Below are 25,645 nucleotides of genomic sequence, written 5' to 3'. Positions count from 1 at the left end.
AGGGCGGCCGCAGGCACTTACCACTGACGTTTATCTGGCCGGCTCAGCCCGAGCTTCTCGATGCGGTAACGCAACATGTCACGGCTCAGCCCCAGCAGGCGGGCCGACTTGGTGACGTTCCAATCCGTGCGGTCGAGCATTTTACGCACCATTTCCCGCTCCACCTCAGGCAGGCTGGTAGACGTAGGGACATCCCCGGTGCCATTGATTTCATGGGGCAACACCGCTGTCGGCAGCTCAAAGGGTTCATCGACCAGACTCATGCAGACATTGAGCTGGTGCGGCGCAATTTCTTCGCTCGGCGCAAGCAACACAGTTTGCTCAAGCATGTTGCGCAGCTCGCGCACGTTGCCCGGCCAACTGTAATTGAGCAGCAGTTCCTCGGCCTCGGGGCTGAAATACAAATGCGTTTTACCGTAGCGCTTGCCGTGCAGGGCGAGAAAATGCCGGGCCAGTAACAGGATGTCTTCACCTCGGGCATACAACCTGGGCACCTTGATCGAGATGATGCGCAGACGAAAGAACAAGTCGCGACGAAACTTGCCCTGCTGCACCATTTGCTCGAGGTTGCAGTTGGTCGCGCTGATGATGCGCAAGTCAACCTTGCGCTCCTTGACCGCACCGATGCGGCGAATCGTGCGGTCTTCCAGCAGTTTCAGCAGCTTGGCCTGCAGCAGCAGGTCCATTTCGCCGATCTCGTCGAGAAACAGGGTGCCGCCATCCGCCGCCTCCACCAGCCCGACCCGCCGGTCTTTGGCGTCGGTAAAGGCGCCCTTTTCATGACCGAACAGCTCAGCTTCCAACAGGTTGGCCGGAATCGAAGCGCAGTTGAATTCAATGAACGGCCCCTTGCTGCGAGCACCGTCGTAATGCAGGGCACGTGCCACCAGTTCCTTGCCGGTACCGGTTTCGCCTTCGACCAACACCGGTGGCAGGTCACCACTGGACATGCGCTGCTCAGCATTGAGCAATTGCGTCAGCGTGTGCTTGAGGCCAAGCATGGCTGGCGACTCGCCGATCAGCGATTGGCCACCGAATTTGTGCGCTTCGCGCTCCTGGTAGAACGTCAGCGTGCGCTCCATGCGCTCAGTGGCCAGGGCCTTGTCGAGCATCAGCTTGAGCTCGGCCAGCACCACCGGTTTGGTCAGGTAATGAAAAGCCCCCTCCTTCATCGCCAGTACGGCATCTTCGACGTTGCCATAGCCAGTCATCATGATCACCTTAAGCTCTGGCGCACGCTCCGCTAACGCCTTGATCAGTTCATGACCGCTCATGCCCGGCAACGAGTTGTCGGTCAACACCGCATCGGGTTGACACTGCGACAGTTGCTCCAGCGCTTGTTCGGCACTATGGCAGACGGTGACCTCAAAACCCTTGCGTTCCAGATAAGTCTGAATATTTTCCGCCAGGATTTCATCATCCTCCACCACCAGGATGCTGTGCTCCATGATCCCCTCCCGCTGCAACATTGAAAGTCAGGCTTACGCGGGTTCCTTCCTCTTCGCGGCTGGTCAGGCTGACCGCACCGCCGAAACGCTCCATTATTCGTTTGACCAACACCAGACCGACGCCCAGGCCACCCTGCTTGGTGGTGAAAAAAGGCTTGAAAACCATGCGTTCCTGCTGCTGGCTCATGCCCTTGCCGGTATCGGTCAAGGTTAGCTGGACTTCGTTCTGCTCCTGCAACTCACGCACTTCCAGGGTCAGCCGCCCGCCCCCTGGCATGGCCTCAAGCGCGTTGGAAAACAGGCTATTGAGGATCTGCGTGAGTAACACCGGTTGGCTCACCACCCATACCGAAGGCGGCGCACTGACCTGCAATTGCACCTTGTTGCGCTCGATCTGCTGGGCGTAGGCGCTGCAGGCATCTTCAACCGCTGCGCTGAGGTCAACCGCTTCGGCATCGTCCTTCAATGGCCGCAATGACACCAGTAGCTCACGGACCCAACGCGACATACGGTCAACCTGACTGATGATGTCGCCAATATTTTTCTGCGAGCGTTCGCTGGCAATGTCCTGCGCCAGCTCGGCGCTGGAGCGGATGGTTGCCAGGGGGTTACGCAAACTGTGGGCCACCGCCGAAGACATCTCGCCCAGGGCCACAAAGGTTTCACTGGCCACCAGCTTCGCTTGCTGGGCCTGCAACAGGCTCGCCGCGCGACGCACAATCCAGAACAAGCCAAAGTAGATCAGGGCGCCGCCCAGCAGGGTTGAGGTCCAGATCAGCACATAGCCACGCTGAATACGCCGGATCAGGTCCTGAGGCTCTTTGTACACCTCCACCATCGACAGCACTTTGGTGCCGCTGTCATCGAACATGGGGATGTAGTTCTCGATGAACAGGTACTCGGGCTCGCGTTGAAACTTCTGTTCCTCACGTTCTTCATCGGCTTTGTGGTAGCTGGCTGACACCGGCACTTGCGAGTTGAACGACTCATCGAGGTCGTCGTCACCGACAATCTTCTGGCCAATCAGCAACGGGTTGGTCGACCAGACAATGGTCCGGTCCAGGGCGTAGACGTTGGTCAGCAAGGTGTCTGGCAGGTGCTCGACGTGGTCGAGAAACTCGATACGAGTGGACGCCGCGAGGTCGGCGCTGACCCCCGGGTGCTGTTTGTCCATACGCGGATCCAGCAATTGCGCCATGGTGGTGCCGGGCGGGATTTGCGAATGGCGCACCTCGGCCTTGGCCATCGCCTGGATGAACTGGGCAGTGAGCATGGCATCGCGCTCGACGCTGTCGTTGACCACGAACTGCGTCGAAACATAGCCCAGGCCCACCGCCACCGAGGCAATGATCAACAGACTGACCACCGAAAACCAGCGCAGCAAGTTGAATTCGCGCAAGGTCCGATCCGTTCCAGCTGGGGTGTCGCGGCCCTCATCGGCCTGTTTCGTGTTCAGCACCTGCATCGGGGGTTTCCTGGCGGGCTGTTTTTTATTTAAAACTTATAGCCCAGCCAGGTGCAGGTGTTTCAAATCAATTCTAATGGTTGCTGGCCCACTGATAGTATTTTGCCTCTACTGTGCAGCAGTACCCCCAGCCTGCCCTGCGCGGGCTTGTTCCTGCGCCCCTTGACGCCGGCTTTCCTGCTCGAGGAATTCAATCAAATTGTCAGCATCCTGATGATTCAAACGCAGGTTGGGCATGGCCACGCGGTTGTACTGCTCGTACAGCGCCACGGCCACTGCCTCACGCTCGGCCAGCATGCGATCGGGCTCACGAATCCAGCGGCTGAGCCAGGCCCGCTCGCGGCGTTGGGTGACGCCCAGCAGGTCTGGGCCAACGCTGCGCATACCGGTGCCCTGGCCATCCTCCGGGCCTAGGCTGTGGCAGGCCGCACAACGGGTTCTGAACAACTCCTCACCACTGCTGGGTGGGCGAATCTCCGGGGCCAGGGCATAGCTTTGCTCGCTGCTGGGGGTTTTCCAGTTCTGCAGGCTGTTGGCCAGTTGATCGGCGAGGATCCAGGGGTTTTCAAACGGTGAAGCCTTCATCCAGCGCCCAGTGGCCTGATTGCCGACAATCAGGCTGAGGTTGTGGTCGCGGCTGCGGCCATTGTCGACCCCTTCGATGAACAGCCCCAGACGGCGGCGCAGTTCGTCGATCTGGTCTTTGTCGCCGGTCAGGAAGCGCCAGCCTGGCCCAACCTTGAAGCGTGCCGCGTAGGCCTTGAGCACCTCGGGGGTATCACTGAGCGGGTCAATGCTGATCGAGTAGAAAAACACATCACGCCCCACCCGATCGCCCAACAGTTGCTGGACCTGGCGCAAGCGTGCGGTTTCCAGCGGACAGGAGTCGCCGCAGCCGGTGAAGATGAAGTTGATCACCACCACTTTGTCTTTGATCAGGTCATCAAAAAAGTGCACTTCTTGACCGTCCTGATCGGTCAGTGCGGTGTTGGGAAAATACCCTGCGCCCCAAGGCGTGGCCTCCTGCGCCAGGCCCTGGAGGGCCCAGCACAGCACGACGGTACCAAGCCAGACAGTCAATCGCCGCATGATCACCCCCGTTGGCTATTTGCTTAATTGGACTTGCGGGCCTTTGCCATCACCACTACGCCAGGTCGGCAGCGCAGCGGAGTTGATGTACTTGACGCCATCCCAGCTGGGTAAAGGTGTGGGCATCAACTGCAGTTGGCCGGGGTGGTCAATGTCCCAGCGCAGCAGCATGGAGTTGTCCTCATGCTGGGTGTTGTGACAGTGCTCCATGTAGGTACCGGCAAACTCGCGGAAGTTGATTGCCACCTCGACGTTGTCCAGGCCATCGTTCTCGTTGCCGATACGGTAGACGTCCTTGCGCGCCCATTTTTCCCATTCCGGTGGCGCCTTGCCGCCGCGGCTGAGGATGATGCCCTCCTCAAAGTGCACATGCACCGGGTGACTCCAGCCATTGCCGCCGTTCTGGATCTTCCACACCTCCAGGGTACCGACACCGGCGTAGCCAGCATCCGTTGGCCCGCTGGCCAGTTGCGGCGCGGCGCTGAGTCGGCGTGGGTCCATGTTGTAGCCCAGGCCACCATCGGACTTGATCGTCCACGGCACCTGGTCAGTGCCATCGGAGCGCCCGAAGATAAAGGTCCGGTGCCGGGCCTGAGCCAGGCGCGCCTGATCAGCCGGTGCATCGCGGTGCAGCTTCAGCGGGATCATCACTTTGCCTTCAGCCTTGCCCGGTTTCGCCGGTTCGTAGGCCGCCGGGTCCATGGCCAGGTCCTGGCCACTGTAGGCTTTGACATTGAACTGCAAGACCTTGCCCACCGCCGGGTCGCCCTTGTCCCACTGCGGGCCTTTGCTGGTCTGCTTGATCACCGCCAGGTACTTCTCCGACAACACATCGGCCAGCGGGATGTCCTCTTTCGGGCCTTTGCCGGTGTCGTGCGCCTTGAGGTTGATCAGGAACAGTTTGTCGCCCGGTTTGATGCCGTTTTTCGCAAAGTTGACGATGATGTCGAAGCGTTCGGCAATCCCCTGAGTCGGCAGAATCGCATTGTGGTTCTGCCGGTCACCGTCACCATCGAGGTCCATGCTGCCGTCAAACGGCACCGAGTGCTCCATGATGTTGCCGTCGTTGGCGATCATGTGAAACGGTACCCGCGCATAGGACACGCCGGAACCTTTGGGGCCGGGGAACTCGCCACCCGAGCCTTTGATTTCACGCACCATGGCCAGTTTGAAATAGCGCGACACCGAGCCATTGAGAATCCGCAGGCGGTAGCTGCGCGCGCGCACGTCAAGGAAGGGCTTGTACTGCCAGTTGATCAGCACCTGGTCACCGAGAAAGCCGTCGGTGTTGAACGGGTTGAACCACAACTGGCCGTCCTGGCCCCAGGCCTTGTCGGCGATCAGCAGGTTGACGTCGTAGTCGCGGTTACCCCAGGACAACGCCGACCCACTGGGCAGACGCAGGTTGACGCCGTCTTCAAAGGCTTCATTACCGCGGTCCAGCGCGCTGTAGTAGTTCATCATCGCCGCGTTGCCCTTGTAGACGTTCTGCGCGGTGAAATCGAGCATATGGTCATGGAACCAATGGGTGCTCATGGTTTCGCGCCAGTCGCCACGAATGCGGATACTGCCGTTGTTACAGGTCTTGAGCCCGGGCTCGGCATCGTTGACCCAGAGCTTTTCACCCGGGGTGCAGGGGAACGCTGCACGCGGGTCTTCGGCGCGGGTATTGATGCTGTCGTAACCGGCCAGTTGCAGCGGCCAGCGGTAGTCGTAGTACTGCCCGGGAAAGAAGAAGGCATTGGCGTAACCGTCACTTTCGGCCGGCGAGTGGCCGTTGTGTTCGTGCGTACTGATGGTGTGCAAGCCAAAACCGTGGTTGGCGGCAGGATCGATTGGCAAGGCGTTGTAGTGACGCATCAGCAACGGTTGGCCGTAACGCACCATCAGCAGTTTGGCCGGCAGGGTGCCGTCGAAGGTCCACAACGACTTGTGATCCTGCAACGGCATATTGGGGTGAAAGCGGGTGTCGACCCCCTTGGTCGTGCCCTGGGTATTGGCCTGCCCGGCGGTGTTGTTATACAACCCGCCCGGGCCGAACTCGCCAACGCTGTAATGGTGCATTTGCATGGCGTCACGCAGCCCGCCGTTGATTCGCGCCCCGGCCTGCACGGTCTTGTACGCCGCCTGCGGGTAAAACTCGTTCCAGCGCTGGTGCGACCAGCCTTTTCCCGGCGGCCGCCCTTCGGCCGAGGCGCCGATATGGCGGTTCAGGAACATCTCGATCTGCGTTTGCCAGGGGTTGCGATCGACCACGTTGGCGTACTGACTGGGAAACGGGGTCAGCCCCGGCTCTTTGAGGAAGGCATCGAGCAGTGGCCCGCTGGGGGCACTGCGGGCGATGCTTTGTGGGTCTTGCTGGGGCGCTGGCCCAGTGGTCGGGGCAGGAAACACCTGCAGGCTCGACGGGGTGGTAGGGTCCAGGCGGGTCGGGCCGAACTCTTCGAACAGCAACAGTTGCTGACTGAACGGCTGAGCACCGAACATCGGGCTCGGCGCGCCGTTGGTAGGGTAATTGAATGAGGTCTGCAACGCCGGCGGCCTGGCGTTTTCCTGGCGTGGTGTACTACGGTCGCCCTCAACCTCGTCAGGCAGGTCAAAGGCGCCGACATTGGCTTCCGGCAGGGTCAACAGGTTGTTCAAGGCCGCCGCAGGGTCCGTCGGTACATCGCTGTAGGCCGACGGGTCGCTCGGCTCCGGCGGATCGACATCATCGATCGGGCTGGCGGGTACTTGTGCCGCCAGCAGCACTGTCAAAGCGGTACTCAGGCAAAGGGGGTAATGCAGTCGCTTGTTCATGATCTCTCACCCAGTGTTGGCAGACCGGTAATGTCGATTTGCAATTACCCAGCCAAAACTGTTTCAAGATATGTACATGCTTATTTTCAATGACTTAGCAAAGATTTCTCGGCATATCGTCTAGCAAAAGTGGGGGAACAATCCCCCCACATTCGGGCCTTCAACCCTGTACCGGCTCGCGCGCCACACGAAAGTTCAACTGCACGCAGGTGCCCTTGCCCTCCCGGCTGCTCAGCCGCACGCTGCCACCGAAGCGCTCCATGATGCGCTTGACCAATACCAGCCCTACCCCCAGCCCGCCCTGCTTGGTGGTGTAGAACGGTTTGAACGCCATGCGTTGCTGCTCCTCGCTCATCCCCTTGCCACTGTCGCAAAAGCGCAACGTCAAGTTTTTGCGGTTGCGATGAATCAGTTCGATGCGCAGCGTGCCGCCGTCGTTCATGGCTTCCAGGGCGTTGGCGATCAGGCTGTTGAAGATCTGCCCGAGCAACACTGGCTGGCTCAATACCTGGGCATTACCCAGCGCATCGATCTGTACCTGCACGCCATGGCGTTTGAGCTGCAGCGAGAACGCTTGCACGCTGTCTTGCAGCACGCGATCGAGCTCTACCGCCTGAGCCTCATCATTGAGTGGCCGCAACGACTGCAACAATTGCCGCACCCAGTGCGACATGCGATCGACCTGACTGATGATGTCACCGATGTTCTTCTGCGCCGGCCCCTCTTCGATCTCCTGGGCCAGCTCGGCACTGGAGCGAATGCTGGCCAGCGGGTTGCGCAAGCTGTGCGCCACTGCCGAAGACATCTCGCCCAAAGCAACAAAGGTTTCGTTGTTGATCAGGCGTTTTTGCTGCTGCTGCAAATGGCGATTGGCCCGGTACATCAGCCAGTACAAACCGCCATAGACCAGCGCCGCACCGACCGCGACGGCCAGCCAGATCATCAGCAAACCGCTTTCAATGCGCGTGATCAAATCACGTGGTTCTTTATAGATTTCGACCATGGCGGTGACATTCTCGCCGTCGGCATCAAACAAGGGGATGTAGTTCTCGATAAACAAATGCTCGGGCGGGGTGATGAATTTCTGTTCGGCGCGTGCTTGATCAACATCGTGATAGCTGGCCGACACCCGTACTTTGTTTTCAAAGGCATGATCAAGGTCTTCGTCCGACTCGATCATCCGCCCAACCAGGGCCGGGTTGCTGGACCAGATCACCGTGCGATCCGGGGCATAGATATTGGCCAGCAGCATGTCGGGCAAGTGCGCGATATGGTCGAGGAACTCGCCGCGGGCATCGCGCCGCGCTTGCGGCGAGACGTCCGGAAAACTCTGATCCAGACGCGGGTCCAGCAACTCGCCCATGGTTCGGACATTGGGGATGGAGACGTGGCGTACTTCGGCCGAAGCAATCGACTGGATGAACTGCGCAGTGAGCAGCGCGTCACGCTCGACACTTTCATTGATGACGAAACGGCTGGAGATCAATCCCAGGCCAACGGCCACTGAAAGAATGATCGCCAGGCTGACAAAGGCATACCAACGCAACAAATTGAAGGGACGTTTCACAGGCGCTTCGCTGTTCGAGGCATCGTGCATGAGGGGTGTATCCAGGCGTGATTGCAGGTCCATCGCGAACTCCTGGCCAATGACTTCTTAGGTTATAGCCCAGTTACCTTCAGTTGCCCCGCGCGCAGCCCCCAATCGCCCCCAACCCTGGGGCATCGGCCCCGCCATTTATTACCCTGAAAATCGCCAAATTCTCCTGCAAGCCAGGCCCCATAAGGGTTTCGCCATATTGGTATGGAAGTTGCCGAGCCTTGTGCAGACGACCCAAGCCCCTGGGCCCCACTGCAAGAGGGAACACTCATGCACCGTCCAACGCCCCACCCACTGGCTTTGCTGATTCTGGCAGGCCTGATTCAGGCGCCGGCCCAGGCCGCGTTGTTTGAAGTCGACCCCGGCCCTTACCTGCCGGCCACCGGCGGTTTTGCCGCCTGGTATCAGGACACCCACGGCCGGGTGCTTGACCTGTGTCTGACCAAGGCGGTCAGCTCGCGGGTCGCCGGAGCACCCGGTGCGCCCTCGTACATGTGTGTGCTGAACCCGGCGCCTGGGGTGTTCGATGACACCAAGCCGATCAGCTTCCCCACCAACTACCCCGACGAGACGTTCTGGTTCACTGCCGACGCCGCCATTGTCGATGCGGCGCGTGGCATCGACCTGAGCTACGGCACTGCCATTGAGGCTGCTTTCGCCGCTGAAGACGTCGTAGAAGGCGACCAGGTCAGCTTCGCCCGGGTGCGTATCCGCGTCGATGTGCCAACGGCCGGCACCTACATCGTCACCCACCCCTACGGTGTCGAAGTCTTCGATGTACCGGTGGCAGGTCGCCGCGCAATCAACATGACCCGTGATATCGGTATCGGCGGGCAGAAAAACTACACCGGTGCACTCAAAGGCGATGTCGGCCCGTTCCTGCGTGGCGTAGGTGGCCCGTACACCGAAACCAACCCGCAAACCGGTGCCAGTGAACGCTTCATCGGCGACCCTAACCTCAACGAAGCGGTAACCGGCAGCCCGTTCAACACCAACTTCGTGCGCATCGAAGGGCCAAACGGCCTGGACCTGCGCACCACACTGTTCTCGGTGTCCGGCAAGCTCTCGGAGGTGGTGCGGCCAACCCCGGTAATTGCCCAGCGCAGCACCTATTCGCGCCACAGCGAAGACGGCAATTTGCGCGCCCAGCAAGATGTCTTCGTGCAGGCGCCACCGCCTCCAGGTACTGCAACGCTGATCAGCCAGACCCCGAACCTGAACCTCACCGAAGCCAATACCACCGGTGCCTGGTACGCCCAGTCGGCGCTGAACCCGGCGTTGCCGCTAAACCTGCAAGTGACTGCCGACAACCAACTGGCGATTCCCAGCAGCACGCCGACCACCCTGACCCTGCCGCTGACCGACCTGGTGGTAATCCAGCGCGCCGAGTTCAGCCTGGCGTCCGGCCAACTGACCCTGGTCGCCTCGACCAGTGACGAAACCAGTCCACCAGCGCTGATTGCCAGCACCGGCAACGGCGCGGCCATTGGCACCCTGAGCGGCAATGGCGCGGTCAAGACGCTCACCACCGGGCTCTCGCCAATCCCGCCGGCCACGGTCACGGTGACCAGCGCCAATGGCGGTAGCGACAGCGAAGAAGTGGTGCTCGTGCCATGAACATCATTACGCCACGTCCCGTAGCAGGAGGCAGCATGAATAACTGGCCACGCCTGGCGCTGTGCGCAGCCGGGCTTTCCCTCTCGCTGGCCGGCAGTGCCTGGGCCGGCCTCAAAGCGGTCGATCCCGGCCCTTATACCCTGGCCACCGGGCGTTACCCGATGTGGTACCAGGACCACAATGACCTGTCGATGGAGCTGTGCCAGTCAAGGGCAGCAAGCTCGCGGGTACCGGTTTCGGTACCGCCAGCTTACATGTGCACCCTGCTGCCTGAGCCGGGCGTGTATGACGATGCACTGCCATTGGTGTTCCCGGACAACTGGCCACCAGAGATGTTCTGGTACCTGGCGGAAACCTCGATTCCGGAGGTAGGCAACAGCGGCTATGAACTGGACGTGTATGTCGCCGGTCTGGAAGCGGCGTTCGCCGCCGAAAACCCGGTCGATGGCGACCAGCAAAGTTTCGCCCGTATCCGTATCCGGGTCTCTGTTCCGCAAGCCGGTACTTACGTGATCACCCACCCTTATGGGGTCGAGACCGTTAACGTCACCACCCCGGGGCGGCGCGCGATCAACATCACCCGCGACGTCGGCATCGGAGCACCGGGGGTTTTCAGCGGCCCGCTCAATGGTGCAGTCGGCCCGTTCCTGCGCGGCGTCGGCGGCCCCTACACCGAAATCAACCCGGACACCGGCGCCACTGAAAGCTTCATCGGCGACCCGAACTTGACTGAAGCGGTTATCGGTAGCCCGTTCAACACCAACTTCGTGCGTATCCAGGGCCCGGCCGGGACCATCCAGACCAACCTGTTCACCGTGTCCGGCAAAGTCCTCGACGCACGTAGCCAGGTTGCTGCAGAACTGGAACGTGCCAGCTACCGGCGCACCTCCGCAGGCACTCGGGTAGAAGTGTTCGCCAAGGCACCGAACACTGCCACCCTGTGCTTCCGCGAAACTCTGGCGCTGGTGCCGGGCACACCGCCTTCGCCTTGCCAGTTCAACTTGCTCGCCGATAACAACGGCCTGTTCTTCGCCAACCACCTGAGCAACGCCGCACCGCCTCCGGTGATTGTGGTTACCGCCACCGACCCGACCGGCGTGAACCGCCCCACCGCGCTCTCGCGCAAACTCAGCGACGTGGTCAAGGTCACCACCGCGCGCTACGACTGGGCCAACAAACGCCTGCGCATCGAAGCCAGTTCCAGCGACGAAGTACAGGTCCCAGACCTGGTCGCCCAGGGCTATGGCCGCCTGTCCAAGTCCGGCACCGTGCAAACCCTGACGGTCAATGACCTGACCCAGCCACCCGCTACTGTCACCGTCAAGTCCGCCGCCGGTGGCAGCGACACTGAAGCGGTAGTGATCGTCGGCAATGCCCCGGTCGAAGCGGAAAACCAGGCGCCCGTGACTCAAGCCGACCAGGGCAGCACCAGCTTCGGCGTGCCGCTGACCCTGAACCTGCTGAGCAACGACAGCGACCCGGACAACAACGTACCACTGAGCATCAGCGACCTCACCCAACCCACCACCGGCCAGGGTACCGTCGCCATGAGCGGCAGCACCGCAGTGGTCTACACCCCACCCGCGGTGGTCAACGCGCCAATGACCGCGACCTTCACCTACCGTGCCCAGGACAACAAAGGGATGAAGTCGCAGGTTACGACCGTAACCGTCAACGTCGCGCCAAACCAGGCGCCCGTCGCCAACGCCGACACTGCTGCCACCCTGGGTGTCGCACTGCCGATCAACGTCTTGCTCAACGATACAGACCCCGAAGGCAACACCCCTCTGGCAGTCGCCAGTGTCACCCAGCCGGCACCCGGACGCGGCACCGTGACCACCGATGGCAGTCAGATCACCTACACCCCACCGGCCTCCGTCACGGCGGCGTTCTCAACCACCTTCACCTACATCGCCCGCGACAGCCTCGGCGCCCTGTCGGCACCGGCCACCGTCACCGTACAGGTGTCGCCACGGCCTGCCGCAGAGACCTTCGCGGTCACTGCGGCAACCGTCACGGCGCGCTCCAACAACCGTTACAACTGGGACGTCTCCGGTACCTCGTCGGTGACCACTGGCAACACCATCACCGTACAGGTCACCACCCCGACCGGGCTGGTCACCCTCGGCAGTACCACGGTACCGCTGACTGGGCGCTGGCGCTTGACGGTGAGCAACAGCACCACGGTGATCCCGACCGCAGCACCGTCGGCGACCATCCGCAGTAGCCAGGGCACCGTCCGTACCGTACCGGTAACCGTGCAGTAAACGCAGGAGACATGACCATGGCGCGCCTGACCACCTTGCTGCTCTGCCTGACCCTCATCGGTCAGGCCGCCATGGCCGACGACTTGATGGACAACGCCGACCTCGGCCCCGGTGGCGACCTCGATGAACCGCTGTCCCTGCAACCACTACCCGGCAACACCGGGCAGCAGGCGCAGATCGAACAGAACGGGCAGTCCAACCGCGCCGCCATCGGCCAGGACGGGCAAACCCTGCTCGGCCGCATCGTGCAGTCCGGTGGCTCACAAGAGGCGTACATCCTGCAACAAGGCAACGACCTGATGGCCACCATCAACCAACAAGGCTATGGCAACAGTGCCTCGATTGCTCAGAGCGGCAGCAACAACCGCGCAAACATCGAGCAATACGGCAACAGCAACAACGCCAGCATCGTCCAGACCGGCTCGGGGCTTCAGAGCTCCGTAGTTCAGGCAGGCAATGGCCAGCGTGTGCAAGTCAACCAATACCGTTAAACCTGGAGGCACCACCATGTTCAAGCTCGCTCCCTTAAGCGCCGCCATTGTTCTGTGCCTTGCCGGTCAGGCCATGGCTGACAGCAGCCTGTCGACCCAGAACCAGTCCGGCACCGAGAACATCGCCGAAGTCAAACAGACCGCCGCGCCCCTCAGCAGCACCACGCAAAACCAGGTCGGCACCGGCAACAACCACGCCGCCAAGCAAGAGGGTGGCAACAGTAGAATTGAACAAAGCACCAATGGCGAATACAACGCCGGCTATGCCGAGCAGTTGTACGAATTCGGCAGCCAGATCAACCAACAATCGCAAGGCTCGCTGAACAACACCCATGCCAGCCAGTCGCTGGGTACTGAAAACACCGTGCAACAAACCCAGGAAGGCAGCGGCAACTTTACCTTCGTCTACCAAGACAGCCAGACCGGCAGCCAGGGCACCACCCAGCAATACGGTAACGACAACCGGGCCTTCGTCGAACAGTTCAACGGTGGTAACGCCAACAACGCCCTGAGCGTGCAGACCGGTACCAACAACTACAGCGCTGCCGAACACATCAACCACAACGACGGCCAGATCGGCATCCATCAGAACGGTGACAGCAACTGGGCCTACGGTGACCAACGCGAAGGCCAGGGCGGCATCCTTTCCATCGATCAGAACGGCTCCTCCAACTCCACGGAAATCTGGCAGGACACCCAGGCTGACAGCCGGGCCGCCGTCACCCAGAATGGCCTGACCAACGAAAGCGTCATCGACCAAAGCTTTGGTGAAAACAACAAAGCCAGCATCTTCCAGACCGGTGACGTCAACGCCATCTATGCCGACCAGTACGAATCGACCGGTTCGCTGGCAACCCTCACCCAGTCGGGCTCCGGCAACGTCAGCTTCACCTACCAGACCGGTGACAACCACGTGCTGGAAGTAAGCTCCAGCGGTATCGGCAACAAGGTACTGGCCAGCAACTGGAAAGGCGACAAAGCCGGTGGCCAGTTCGGCAGCAGCCAGGGCGCGGTCATCACCCAGAGCGGCACCGGCAACAGCACCAACCTCACCCAGGAGGGCATGAATCAATTGGCCAACCTGAGCCAGAACGGCGAACGCAACACCGTGGAATTGACCCAGACCACCAACAACAACGAGCTGTACTTTGAACAGAACGGTTCCGACAACCTGCTGATTGCCGATCAACGCGGCACCAGCAACTACGCCACCGGTTCCAGCGCCGGCATGGACAACAGCGTCAAGCTGGACCAGTCCGGCACTGGCAACCAGAGCTCCACCTGGCAACTGTACGGTGACAACAACAGCGCCATCATCAAGCAGACCGATGGTGTCAACGTCGCCTACGTGACCCAGGGTGGCTCGGGCAACCAGGCGTCGGTTGATCAGAGCGGTGCCAGTATGAACGCGACTGTTCAGCAGTTTGGTATGGGCAACCAGGCCACGGTATTGCAGCAGTAACACGGATTTTCCCGACGTTCTCCTTCTCCGCGCTTTTTCCCGCTTGGCCACAGTCACCGATGGGGGTGGCTGTGGTCCTTTTTCTTGGTGTATGGACCGGAGACATCGCTGGCTCCTGCATCCGGCCCGCTCCCACCTCCGATTTAGAGCCTGCGCCGCCGAATCGTTAATATTTTATTTTCGCTTCGAAGGCTTTACACGCAAATGCTAATCCTTATCATTCTCGACGCCTGAAGCGAGGGCTGCCTGCTGCACGCCCCGCTCACCCTTTGTTCAAGGAGATTTTTGACATGGCGTCGCGCTTCACCCTCAGCCCCTTGAGTATTGCCTTGCTGGCAACACTGGGCTCCCCGAGTCTCTACGCAGCCGAACTGCAGCCGCAGCCTGATGAAGTTCAGATTCAACCAACCGACCTGCCGGTTGCCGGCAGCCGGCAGGCCATCGAGCTGGAAAATACCCGCGTGTTGGGCACCGCCGAAGAAGAGCTCAAACAAGCGCCCGGGGTCTCGATCATTACCGCTGAAGACATCCAGCGGCGCCCACCGGTCAATGACCTGTCGGACATCATCCGCCGCGAGCCCGGGGTCAATCTCACGGGCAACAGTAGCAGCGGCGCCCGGGGTAACAACCGCCAGATCGACCTGCGCGGTATGGGCCCGGAAAACACCTTGATCCTGATCGACGGCAAGCCTTCGACCTCGCGCAACGCCGTGCGCTATGGCTGGAGTGGCGACCGTGACACCCGTGGCGAAACCAACTGGGTACCGGCTGAAGAAGTCGAGCGCATCGAGATCCTGCGCGGGCCGGCCGCCGCACGCTACGGCTCCGGGGCCATGGGCGGGGTGGTAAACATCATCACCAAGCGCCCGACCGAGCAACTGCGCGGAGCCATGACCCTGTACACGCTGTTCCCCGAAGACGATGCCGAAGGCACTGGCAAACGCGTCAACTTCAGCCTCAGCGGACCACTGACCGATAGCCTGGCCTTTCGCGTCTACGCCAACCTGAACAAAACCGACGCCGATGACATGAGCATCAACTCGGCACACCAGGCCTATGAAGAATCCTTGATGGCCGGCCGTGAAGGCGTGCGCAACAAAGACATCAACGGCCTGCTGAGCTGGAAAATCGATCCGGCCAATATCCTTGAGCTGGAATCGAGCTACAGCCGTCAGGGCAACATCTTTGCCGGTGACACCATGCTCAACGCGGGTGGCGAGTTCGTTGAAAGCCAGGTTGGCAAGGAAACCAACGTTATGCAGCGCTCCAGTTTCGCCGCGACCCATCGCGGCGACTATGACTGGGGCACTTCAACTGCATCGCTGTCGTATGACTTGACCCGCAACGACCGCCTCAACGAAGGCCTCGCCGGTTGGGGCGAAGGCGCCCCGTCGGGTGGCGCCGGGCGCTTTGAATCGCGCCTGCGCAATACGCGCGCCAGCGGTGAAATCAATCTGCCGCTGAGTAGCGGTTTCGAGCAGGTGCTGACCCTGGGCGGCGAGTACCTCTACGAGTCGCTCAACGACCCCGGTTCGCTGCGTCCACAAAGCTACGATCCCGGTGCCGAACTGCCTGGCTTCGACCGCACCCAAACCAAATCCACCGCCCGCAGCTTTGCCCTGTACGTCGAGGACAACATCGAAGTCGGGCAAAACACCGTGATCACCCCGGGTGTGCGCTATGACCATCACGAAGACTTCGGCAGCAACTGGAGCCCGAGCCTGAACGCCTCGTATCAAATCACTGAAGCGCTGAGCCTCAAGGGCGGCATCGCCCGCGCCTACAAAACCCCGAACCTGTACCAGGCCAACCCCAACTACCTGCTCTACAGCCGTGGCGGTGGCTGCAACAGCAGCGAGACCAACATCGGTGGCTGCTACCTGTTGGGCAACGCCAACCTCGACCCGGAAACCAGTGTCAACAAAGAGCTGGGCCTGGCGTACGACAAAGGTAACTGGCGCACCAGCGCCACCTACTTTCGCAACGACTACAAGAACAAGATCGAAGCTGGTAACCAGGCCTTGTTCCGCCTGCCCAACGGCCGTCGCATCCTGCGCTGGGAGAACACCGGCAAGGCGTTGGTGCAAGGCGTGGAAGGCAACCTGTTCATTGCGCTCACCCCCAGCCTGGACTGGAACACCAACTTCACCTACATGATCGACTCCGAAGACAAGAACACCGGCGAACCGCTGAGTATCATCCCCGAGTACACGGTCAACTCCACCCTGGACTGGAATGCCACCGACAAGCTCTCGTTCCAGCTCAATGGCACCTACTATGGCAAGCAGGAGGCCCCCAGCTACAACGCCCGGGCCAACGAAGCGCTTGATCCGAAGGTCCGCAAAGAGGTTGACCCCTATGGGTTGATGGGTATCAGCAGCGGCTACGCCTTCAATAAAAACCTGAACGTGCGGATAGGCGTCAACAACCTGTTTGACAAGCGCCTGTATCGCGAAGGTAACGCCGATGAAGCCGGCGCCCTGACCTATAACGAAGCCGGACGAGCCTATTACGCGTCCATTACCACTTCATTCTAACTAAGCCACTGTGGCGCGCCGCTCGATGGCTTGCGGCCGCGCCTGGCTTCACCCTGAATGCCCCGCTTAAATGTAGGAATTTACTTCAAAAGCCATGCATTAATTCAACACGATCACGTTCCCCGTACTATCGTTCCTTGAATCGACGTATCGTTTGCGCCTTTCCCATCCTGCCACCAGGCGCACTCCTGAATGATTCAGGAATTTGCTTACATACTCGACAAGGAGCTGAACATTGACCTCGGTCTTGATTGTTGATGACCACGCTACCGTACGCTTTGCCTTGCGCATGTTGCTCGAACGTGAACGCTTCCATGTCATTGGTGAAGTGCATGATGGTGAGGTGGCAACGCAGGTGGCGCGGCAATTGCGTCCTGATGTCGTGATCCTCGATATCGGCTTGCCGGGTATTGACGGCCTGAGTGTAATGAAGCGATTGCGTATGCTTGAACCGCCTCCACGCATCCTGGTGCTCAGCGGACAACCCCCCGAACTGTTTGCCCGGCGCTGCCTTGACGGCGGAGCTTCAGCCTTCGTGCGCAAGGACGAAGACCTCGAGGCATTGATATTTGCACTCAAAGCCATGATCAAGGGTTACTCGATCTTTCCTGAACTGTCGACACAAAGCGGCCCGTTACTCAGCGAACAGCAGCGCCTGGAGAAACTGTCTGACCAGGAATTCGCGGTGTTACGCCTGCTGGTTGAAGGGTGGTCAAACAATGTGATCGCCGAGCGTATGCACTTGAGTGCGAAAACCGTCAGCACCTACAAAACCCGAATTTTGGAAAAGCTGGAGATCAAATCGCTGGTTGAACTGATCCACCTGTCAGAACGTCATGACATTTAAGCCACCATGAAGCCATTCAGGTGCATTGCACTTAGCTGCCTGCTGAGCCTGCAGGCACTTCCCGCCCAGGCGATTGATGTCGGTGAGCAGCGCCAGTTATTGGCCCGTTCGATCAGCAGCAGCGCCGCGCTGACGCTGTCGGCCGAAGACCGCAACTGGCTCAGGCACGAACAGCACCTGATACTCGGTACCACCGTGCCGGACTACCCGCCGTTCGATATCAACATCAGCGATCACGGCTATGAAGGCCTGACTGCCGACTACGCCGGACTGATCAGCGAATTGTTGGGCATTCCCATCAAGGTCAGGCGCTTTGCTCACCGCAGCCAGGCGATTGCTGCACTGCATGAAGGCAAGATCGACCTGCTCGGCAGTTCCAATGCCTTCGAGGCGGCCGACGCGCAATTGGTGCTGAGCCACCCCTACACCGATGATCAGGCGGTAATCGCCATCGGCGCAGGCAAAACCCTGGGGCTTAACGACAAGCTGCAAGGGCTACGCCTGGCAATGGTCGATCATTACCTGCCCACTTCGGCGGTGAGCGCGTTGTACCCGCAGGCGCAGCTGCAACTGTACAACTCCAATCTGGCCGGTTTGTCGGCCGTGTCGCTGGGCCAGGCCGATGCTTTTCTTGGCGATGCGCTGAGCAGTGACTACCTGATTACCCGTGTTTTCCGCGACAGCGTGCAGATCGAGCACTTCATCAAGGACTTGCGCGGCACCTTCGCCTTTGCCGCGTCCCGCGACAACCCGACACTGCTGCGTCTGGTCAATCAGGCCCTGGACCGTATCGGCGACAATGATCGTCTGAACATCCTGCGCCGCTGGACCAGCGGAAGCACACGCAGCCTGCTCAATCGCGGCAACTTGAGCCTGAGTGCTGCCGAACGCACCTGGATCGAGCAACACCCCAAAGTCCGTGTGGCGGTCAACACCTATTTTGCACCCATCACCTTTTACGATGACCAGAAGCAGTTTCGCGGTATCGCCGCCGATGTCCTCGAGCAGATTGGTCTGCGTACTGGCCTGAAGTTCGACATTCAAACCGCCGACACCGTGGCACAGATGATTCAACTGGTCGAACAAGGCCAGGCCGATATTGCTGCGGCGCTGCCACCCACCCTGGAGCGTGAGCGCACGTTGCGTTTCACCCGCCCCTACCTGGTTACACCGCGGGTTCTGGTCACCCGCAGCGATAACCATGACCTGCGCAGCAGTGCCCACCTCAGCGGCGTGCGCATGGCCTCGATACGCGACTTCGTACCGATCAAAGAAGAACTGCGCCAACGCTTTCCGCAGATGACCCTGGTTGAAGTCGATGATCCATTGTCAATGATGGAGGCTGTGGCCCAAGGCAAGGCCGATGTTGCACTCAGTACGCAAACCAATGCCGATTACTTCGTCAGCCGTATGTTCAAAGACCGCCTGCAGATCGCCTCGATCTACGGCGACCAACCCGGCGTTGCCTCGTTTGCCGTCGCCCGTGACGCCAAGCTGCTGCATTCGATACTCAACAAGGTGCTGCTCAGCATCCCGCCCGACGAAATGGCCGAGCTGACCGGCCGCTGGCGCACCAACGCGCTGATCAGCGACAGCCTCTGGTACAACGACCGTGGGTTGATCCTGCAGATCCTGCTGGGTGCAGCCGGGCTGATCGCGGCAGTGATTTTCTGGAACCGCTACCTGCGCCGGCTGATCCGTGAACGTAGCGACGCCGAACAGGCCCTGCAACATGAGCTGGCTTTCAGCAAGCGTCTGCTTGAAGAACTGCGTCTGGCCAAAGAGCAAGCCGAGGACGCCAGCCGGGCCAAAAGTACCTTCCTGGCGACCATGAGCCATGAAATCCGCACGCCCATGAACGCCGTCATCGGCCTGCTCGAGCTGGCCGTCAAAGATGCTGAACAAGGCCGCGCCGACCGCAACGCCCTACAAGTGGCTTTTGAGTCAGCCAACGGCCTGCTCGAACTGATCGGTGACATTCTGGATATCGCCCGTATCGAATCCGGGCGCATGACCCTGGCGCCGCAAGCGACCGACCTGGTTGCCCTGGTCAATGCCACCGTTCGGGTGTTCGAAGGCAACGCCAGACTCAAAGGCCTGGTCCTGACCAGCGACGTGCCAGCAGGCTCGAGCCTGGTAACGGTGGACGCGCTGCGGCTCAAGCAGATCCTGTCGAATCTGATCAGCAACGCGATCAAATTCACCGAGCAAGGCCGTATCACGGTGAGCCTGCGACTCGACGCCGATGCGCCAGGCCGGCTGCGCACCACGCTTACGGTCGAAGACACGGGCATTGGCATCAGCGCGCAAGACCAGCAACGCCTGTTCCAGCATTTTTCCCAGGTCGGTGCGCAGACAGAACGCCAGGGTACCGGCCTGGGCCTGATGATCAGCCGGACCCTATGTGAACTGATGGGCGGGCAATTAACCCTGCACAGCACCCTGCACCAGGGCACCTGCGTCCGGGTTACGCTGACCTTACCGCTGGCCGAGCCAATCCCAGAGATGTCCAGCAAACCGGCCAGCGCAGAGGGCAGCATGGCGGCACAGTCGATTCTGGTGGTCGACGACTACCCTGCCAACCTGATGCTGATTGAGCGTCAGCTCAGTATGCTGGGTCACCGGGTCAGCCAAGCCAGCGACGGCCAGCAAGCATTGACGCTGTGGCAGCAAGGTCAGTTCGATACGGTGATCACCGATTGTCATATGCCCGGCATGGACGGCCATCAACTGGCCCGCCAGATCCGCGCCCTGGAGCACCAGCAGCAAAAAACGCCCTGCCTGATTCTTGGCCTGACCGCCAACGCCCAGGCCCAGGAGCGAGAACAATGCCTGGCCAGCGGCATGAACGACTGTCTGTTCAAACCGATCGGCCTGGCTGAACTACGCCGTCACCTGCAAGCCGATATCACCCAACCCGAACTTCTGCCAAATACAGTTGAAGACGCTCACGCCAGTGGCTTTGACATCGACAACCTGAAGTACCTGACCAAGGATGATCCCAATCTGATACGTCGGTTGATCGACGAGCTGGCGCGCAGCAACCACGAAGACCTCAATGCCTTGCGCGCCTTGGGCCCGAACCCTTCGCGCGAGGGGCTGCGCGCGCTCGCCCATCGGATCAAAGGTGGGGCGAAAATGCTCAAGGCACGCGGTGTAGTGCGCAACTGCGAAGCGCTGGAGCAAGCCAGCCTCGGCGATGCCAGCGACAACCATCTCAAGGCTCTGCTAGACACGCTGGAACAAAGCTTGCTGAACCTGGACCAGCAATTGCGCCAACCCGCCACGCAGTAGCCAGGCTGGCGCTACTGCGCGTGCCCTTCAATGCGCTCAGTGCAACTGCAAGGTCGAGTTGATCTGGCTGATGGCGTCTACCACATGTTGCGCACCCTGCTGTATCTCGAGGATCACCTCGCCGGCTTCATTGGCCAGTTCCACGCCGATGCCAGTGCGACTCAAGCTCGACTGCATGCTGGCCACAGCGGTCAACGACAGGTCGTGGTTCTGACGCACCACTTCGACAATTTCCAGGGTTGCCTGACTGGTACGTGCCGCCAGGTTGCGTACTTCATCGGCCACCACCGCAAAACCTCGTCCGTGCTCACCCGCGCGCGCCGCTTCGATAGCGGCATTGAGGGCCAGGAGGTTGGTCTGGTCGGCGATCCCGCGGATGGTCTGAACAATCTGGCCGATGACCTCCGACTGCTTGCTCACCGCATCGATACTGCGTGCGGCCGCGTTGAGGTTGCACGAAATTTCCTCAATGACCTGCACGGTTTGTTGCACCACCTGAGAACCTTTGCGGGCACAGGCATCATTCTGCATCGAGGTGGTATGGGCGGCCTCGGCGGCGGTTTGCTGGGTGCAGACCTGGGAGGTGATGTCACTGGCAAACTTCACAACCTTGTAAAGTTGGCCGCGGGTGTCAAAGATCGGGTTGTACGAGGCTTCGAGGTAAACCATCTGCCCTAGCTTGTTGACCCGTTCGAAGCGATGGGAATGGTATTCGCCGCGGTTGAGTGAAGCCCAGAACGCCTTGTAAGCCGCCGATTCACTTTCACTCTTGTGGCAAAACAGGCTGTGATGCTGGCCGACGATCTCGTCGTGACGATAACGCATGGTGTCGAGAAAGTTCTGGTTGGCCTTGATCACTTTACCTTGCGGGGTGAACTCGATAACCGCCATTGAACGACTGATGGCTTTGATCAGGCTGTCACTTTCATGCTCGTCTTTTACCCGCGTGGTGATATCGGACGCCACTTTTATCACGCTGACCACTTCTTGCCCGGGCCCCAGCACCGGCATGTAGCTGGCTTCCAGCCACAACTGGCGACCTTGCTGATCAACCCGTTCGAACGTGCCGCTGCGTGCTTCGCCGCGTGCCAGCCCGTGCCATAACTGCCGGTACGCGTCGCTATTGGCGTAATCCTTGTCACAAAAAATCCGGTGGTGCTTACCGCGAATCTGCTCAAGGCTGTAGCCGGTGACCTTACAGAAGTTATCGTTGGCGTCCAGAATAATCCCGTCCGGGCTGAACTCGATCATCGCCATAGAGCGGCTGATGGCGGCGAGTTTGGCGTTGATGCCTGCCAGAGCCCGATTGCACTGCTCAATCTCTGCCAAATCCGACTTGCGATGAAAATCGAACATAAAACGCCCTCCACGCCCAGGTGTTGCTGAGCATAGATTGCCGTTGACGCCGCGCAAGCCGATTGCTTGCTGTAGGAGCGGGCTTGCCCCGCGATAGCGATTTATCAGTCACATCGCCTCGCGGGGCAAGCCCGCTCCTACCAGGATTTAGCTGCTTTCACGCACCACCAATTCGAACCCCAAGTCCTGATTGTGCGCAGTCCTCCGCTTACCATCGAGCAAGCCCAGCAATGCCTGCGCCGCGCAACGGCCAATGGCTGCACGCGGGGTACGGATCGAAGTCAGACGCGGCACCATGTGTGCCGAAGCCGGAAGGTCGTTGAAACCAACCATCGCCACCTGCTCCGGCACCTTAACCCCCAGGCGCAGGGCTTCAAGAATGGCACCTTGGGCCAGGTCGTCGTTACAGAAGAAAATCCCGTCGACATCGCCCTGTTGCGCCAGTAACTGCCTGAACAATTCACCGCCCAAGGCAATCGATGACGGCTGTGGCGACAGCAGTTGCAGCTCACTGGCATAGCGGCCAGCCGCAACCAGGGCTTGAGTGAAACCTTCGGCCCGCTGCATCACCCGCGGATCGAGCTGCGCAGCGATAAAGCCCAAGCGCTGGCAACCCCGCTCAAGCAAATGATGCGCCGCCGCCGCACCGGCCTGCTGCTGGGAAAACCCCACCGACATGCCCTGCTCCGCCTGCCCCAGCTCCATCATGTGCACACACGGGACGCCACTGGCGCTGAGCATCTGCTTGGACGCCTCGCTGCGGTCGAAACCGGTGAGCAGCATGCCGCGCGGCTGGTAGGCCAGGTAGTTACGGATCAGGTTCTCTTCTTCGGCGATATCGTAGTGATAGTTACCGATCAACACCTCGAGCCCACGCGGGCGCATAACTTCATGCACCGCCTCCAGGGTCTCGATGAACAACTGGTTGGACAGCGACGGAATCAGCACCACGATCGACTCGCTCTGCGCCGAGGCCAGTGCCCGCGCGGCCGGGTTGGCCACATAACCCAAGGCTGTTGCGGCCTGCTTGACCTTCTCGACCAGCTCGGGCGCCACCGTGCTGACACCGCGCAAGGCACGCGAAGCAGTGATCGGGGAAACCCCGGAAAGCCTGGCCACTTCAGCCAGAGTGGGACGACCGGTAGTACGAGAGCCGATGCGGGTCATGGGGAATTTTATTTTCGACTTGCAAAGAATGGGGAACGGGCACTAAGGTAGCGCTGTCTCAGAGCACAGGCAATGCATAACTGCAGGTGAGCTGAAATGAGCACCCACACTGCTGAATACAAGATCAATAACATCCGGGTAAGACGCGTCCGAGGCGTAAGCAGCCTCGTGCAAAGATAGCGCTATCTTGCCCTGCAGGAGGTACCGATGAACCCACCCCTCTCCGCGATCGTGGTCATGGGCGTAGCAGGCTGCGGCAAAAGCTACGTTGGTGCCGCCATTGCCGGCTTAAGCGGCGGTCGCCTGATTGAAGGCGATGATTTCCACCCGACCGCCAACATTCAGAAAATGAGTGCCGGTATACCCTTGGACGATGACGACCGTGCCGGTTGGCTGATTCGTCTGGGTGAAGAACTGCAAGCCACCCTCAAGCACGGCGAACGGCCGATCCTCACCTGCTCTGCCCTGAAAAAGCGCTACCGCGACACCTTGCGCCACGCCGTGCCCGACCTGGGCTTCGTGTTCCTTGACCTGACCCCTGAAGAAGCCAGCCGCCGGGTCCTTGCCCGCCCCGGGCACTTCATGCCGGCCAGCCTGATCGCCAGCCAGTTCGCCACCCTTGAGCGCCCCAATGGCGAAGCCCTGACCTTACCGCTGGACGCCACCTTGCCGGTCGAACAACTGGCGATCCAGGTCGATCTGTGGCTAAAGCCCTGCGGTGAGCCGGTGCTGGCGCGAACGGCCTGACCAGGCGGTTTTCCGGCTCACCAAAGATAGCGCTGTCTCAAGCACTGATTGCTGTAAACGTTACGCCCACAACAATGACAAAACGAGGCACTGAACCATGTTTGGTTTGGCAACTGATACCTACCTGCTGCTCGATGCAGTGGTCACCATCATCGGCCTGGTGCTGCTGATCACCCATTTCAAAGTCCACCCCTTCGTCGCCTTGACCCTGGCCGCCGGTTTCCTCGGCCTGACCTCGGGCATGCCCGTGGCCAAAGTCATGAAATCCTTCCAGGACGGCTTTGGCGGCGTGCTGGGGTTTGTCGGCATTGTCCTGGCGCTCGGCACCATGCTCGGCAAGCTGATGGCCGATTCAGGCGGGGCCGATCAGATCGCGCAAACGCTGATTCGCGCTTTTGGCAAACAGAAGGTCCACTGGGCGATGATGTTCGCCGCGTTTCTGGTAGGCATTCCGCTGTTCTTCGAAATCGGTTTTGTGCTGTTGATTCCGCTGGTGTTCATCGTCGCCCGACGTTCCGGGGTGTCGCTGATCAAGATCGGCATACCGTTGCTGGCCGGGTTGTCGGTGGTTCACGGCCTGGTGCCACCGCATCCGGGACCGTTGCTGGCGATTGGCATTTTCAATGCTGATATTGGCAAGACCATTTTCTATGGCCTGATCATCGCCCTGCCCACCGCAATCATTGCCGGGCCGCTGTATGGCAACTTCATCTCGCGTTATATCCCGGGCTCACCCTCGCAGGAACTGATGGATCAGATTGCCCGCGAGTCCGATCAGAAAAACCTGCCGAGTTTCAGTATCACGCTGATCACCGTGCTGCTGCCGGTGTTTCTGATGTTGCTGAAAACCTTCGCCGACGTGGTGCTGCCGGCTGAGCACATTGTGCGGCAATGGATGGACCTGATCGGCCACCCGATCACCGCCCTGCTCGCGGCGTTGCTGTTGGCCTTCTACACCTTTGGTGCTGCGCGCGGCTTCTCGCGCCAGCAGATCATGAAACTGCTCGACCAGAGCCTGGCGCCAACGGCGGCGATCATTTTGATCGTCGGTGCCGGTGGTGGCTTCAAACAGATGTTGGTGGACACCGGGGTGGGTAACGTCATTGGCCAGATGGCCGTGCAGGCGCAGATTTCGCCGATCCTGCTGGCCTGGCTGGTAGCGGCGGTAATTCGTATCGCCACCGGCTCGGCGACCGTGGCGACCATTACCGGTGCCGGGATTGTCGCCCCGGTGATCGGCATGATTCCGGGCGTCAACCGTGAACTACTGGTGCTGGCGACAGGCGCTGGCTCGTTGATTCTTTCGCACGTCAACGATGCTGGCTTCTGGCTGGTGAAGCAGTACTTCAACATGACCGTGGCAGAGACCTTCAAGACCTGGAGCATGATGGAGACCATCCTCTCGGTGGTCGGCATCATCTTTATCATGCTCTTGTCGCTAGTGGTCTGACCCGGTAGGAGC

The 25,645-nt window shown here is 60.3% G+C and carries 15 protein-coding genes and 2 pseudogenes; 9 read left to right on the top strand and 8 right to left on the bottom strand.

Translation table 11 applies throughout. The features are described from left to right. Positions 1 to 17 precede the first annotated feature (17 nt). The 5 genes from ACP6KB_RS11995 to ACP6KB_RS11975 form a co-directional block, all read right to left on the bottom strand. Positions 18 to 1,448, bottom strand: a complete 1,431-nt coding sequence (locus ACP6KB_RS11995) for a sigma-54-dependent transcriptional regulator (protein ID WP_442113933.1) — start codon at positions 1,446 to 1,448, stop codon at positions 18 to 20. After that, the gene (locus ACP6KB_RS11990; RefSeq protein ID WP_442113932.1) at positions 1,417 to 2,913 is read right to left on the bottom strand and encodes a sensor histidine kinase; all 1,497 of its coding nucleotides are present in this window, start codon (positions 2,911 to 2,913) and stop codon (positions 1,417 to 1,419) included. The genes ACP6KB_RS11995 and ACP6KB_RS11990 overlap by 32 nt, the downstream gene beginning before the upstream one ends. Before the next feature lie 108 nt (positions 2,914 to 3,021). Further along, positions 3,022 to 4,002 carry an SCO family protein gene (locus tag ACP6KB_RS11985; protein ID WP_442113931.1) on the bottom strand — a complete coding sequence of 327 codons (981 nt, stop codon included), beginning with the start codon at positions 4,000 to 4,002 and terminating at the stop codon, positions 3,022 to 3,024. 15 nt (positions 4,003 to 4,017) lie between these two features. Beyond that, complete coding sequence (locus tag ACP6KB_RS11980; protein ID WP_442113930.1) at positions 4,018 to 6,801, bottom strand: multicopper oxidase domain-containing protein; 2,784 nt, start codon at positions 6,799 to 6,801, stop codon at positions 4,018 to 4,020. A gap of 160 nt (positions 6,802 to 6,961) precedes the next feature. Beyond that, positions 6,962 to 8,431, bottom strand: a complete 1,470-nt coding sequence (locus ACP6KB_RS11975; protein ID WP_442113929.1) for a sensor histidine kinase — start codon at positions 8,429 to 8,431, stop codon at positions 6,962 to 6,964. Between the two features lie 237 nt (positions 8,432 to 8,668). On the opposite strand from ACP6KB_RS11975, the gene ACP6KB_RS11970 reads away from it, so the two are divergent. The 7 genes from ACP6KB_RS11970 (at position 8,669) to ACP6KB_RS11940 (ending at position 20,913) form a co-directional block, all read left to right on the top strand. Next, positions 8,669 to 10,015, top strand: coding sequence for a hypothetical protein (locus ACP6KB_RS11970; RefSeq protein WP_442113928.1), 1,347 nt, complete (start codon positions 8,669 to 8,671; stop codon positions 10,013 to 10,015). A gap of 35 nt (positions 10,016 to 10,050) precedes the next feature. Then, positions 10,051 to 12,282: an Ig-like domain-containing protein gene (locus ACP6KB_RS11965; protein WP_442113927.1), complete on the top strand. Its 2,232-nt coding sequence runs from the start codon at positions 10,051 to 10,053 to the stop codon at positions 12,280 to 12,282. 17 nt (positions 12,283 to 12,299) lie between these two features. Next, the gene (locus ACP6KB_RS11960) at positions 12,300 to 12,773 is read left to right on the top strand and encodes a curlin (protein WP_442113926.1); all 474 of its coding nucleotides are present in this window, start codon (positions 12,300 to 12,302) and stop codon (positions 12,771 to 12,773) included. Between the two features lie 16 nt (positions 12,774 to 12,789). Beyond that, positions 12,790 to 14,235, top strand: a complete 1,446-nt coding sequence (locus tag ACP6KB_RS11955) for a curlin (RefSeq protein ID WP_442113925.1) — start codon at positions 12,790 to 12,792, stop codon at positions 14,233 to 14,235. Between the two features lie 290 nt (positions 14,236 to 14,525). Then, positions 14,526 to 16,772 (top strand): FepA family TonB-dependent siderophore receptor, encoded by a 2,247-nt coding sequence (locus ACP6KB_RS11950; RefSeq protein WP_442113924.1) that lies wholly within the window; start codon positions 14,526 to 14,528, stop codon positions 16,770 to 16,772. A gap of 235 nt (positions 16,773 to 17,007) precedes the next feature. Then, entirely contained in the window at positions 17,008 to 17,619 is a 612-nt protein-coding gene (locus ACP6KB_RS11945; protein WP_442113923.1) for a response regulator, read from the top strand. 6 nt (positions 17,620 to 17,625) lie between these two features. Continuing rightward, complete coding sequence (locus ACP6KB_RS11940; RefSeq protein WP_442113922.1) at positions 17,626 to 20,913, top strand: transporter substrate-binding domain-containing protein; 3,288 nt, start codon at positions 17,626 to 17,628, stop codon at positions 20,911 to 20,913. 36 nt (positions 20,914 to 20,949) lie between these two features. Here ACP6KB_RS11940 and ACP6KB_RS11935 read toward each other — a convergent pair. The 3 genes and pseudogenes from ACP6KB_RS11935 to ACP6KB_RS11925 form a co-directional block, all read right to left on the bottom strand. Then, a pseudogene (locus tag ACP6KB_RS11935) lies at positions 20,950 to 21,378 on the bottom strand (methyl-accepting chemotaxis protein); the annotation flags it as partial. A gap of 108 nt (positions 21,379 to 21,486) precedes the next feature. Then, positions 21,487 to 22,164 (bottom strand): annotated as a pseudogene (locus ACP6KB_RS11930) (PAS domain-containing protein); the annotation flags it as partial. A gap of 252 nt (positions 22,165 to 22,416) precedes the next feature. Next, on the bottom strand, positions 22,417 to 23,436 hold the full coding sequence (locus tag ACP6KB_RS11925; protein WP_442113921.1) for a LacI family DNA-binding transcriptional regulator: 1,020 nt from the start codon (positions 23,434 to 23,436) through the stop codon (positions 22,417 to 22,419). Positions 23,437 to 23,643: 207 nt separating this feature from the next. On the opposite strand from ACP6KB_RS11925, the gene ACP6KB_RS11920 reads away from it, so the two are divergent. Both ACP6KB_RS11920 and ACP6KB_RS11915 read left to right on the top strand, forming a co-directional pair. Further along, positions 23,644 to 24,183: a gluconokinase gene (locus ACP6KB_RS11920; protein WP_442113920.1), complete on the top strand. Its 540-nt coding sequence runs from the start codon at positions 23,644 to 23,646 to the stop codon at positions 24,181 to 24,183. A 97-nt stretch (positions 24,184 to 24,280) separates the two neighbouring features. After that, the gene (locus ACP6KB_RS11915) at positions 24,281 to 25,633 is read left to right on the top strand and encodes a GntP family permease (RefSeq protein WP_442113919.1); all 1,353 of its coding nucleotides are present in this window, start codon (positions 24,281 to 24,283) and stop codon (positions 25,631 to 25,633) included. Positions 25,634 to 25,645: the final 12 nt, after the last annotated feature.

The organism is Pseudomonas sp. NUPR-001 (genome assembly GCF_052147955.1).
Classification (GTDB): domain Bacteria; phylum Pseudomonadota; class Gammaproteobacteria; order Pseudomonadales; family Pseudomonadaceae; genus Aquipseudomonas.
The sequence above is the reverse complement of the archived record's forward strand: the minus strand, read 5'-3'. Positions and strand labels throughout refer to the sequence as shown.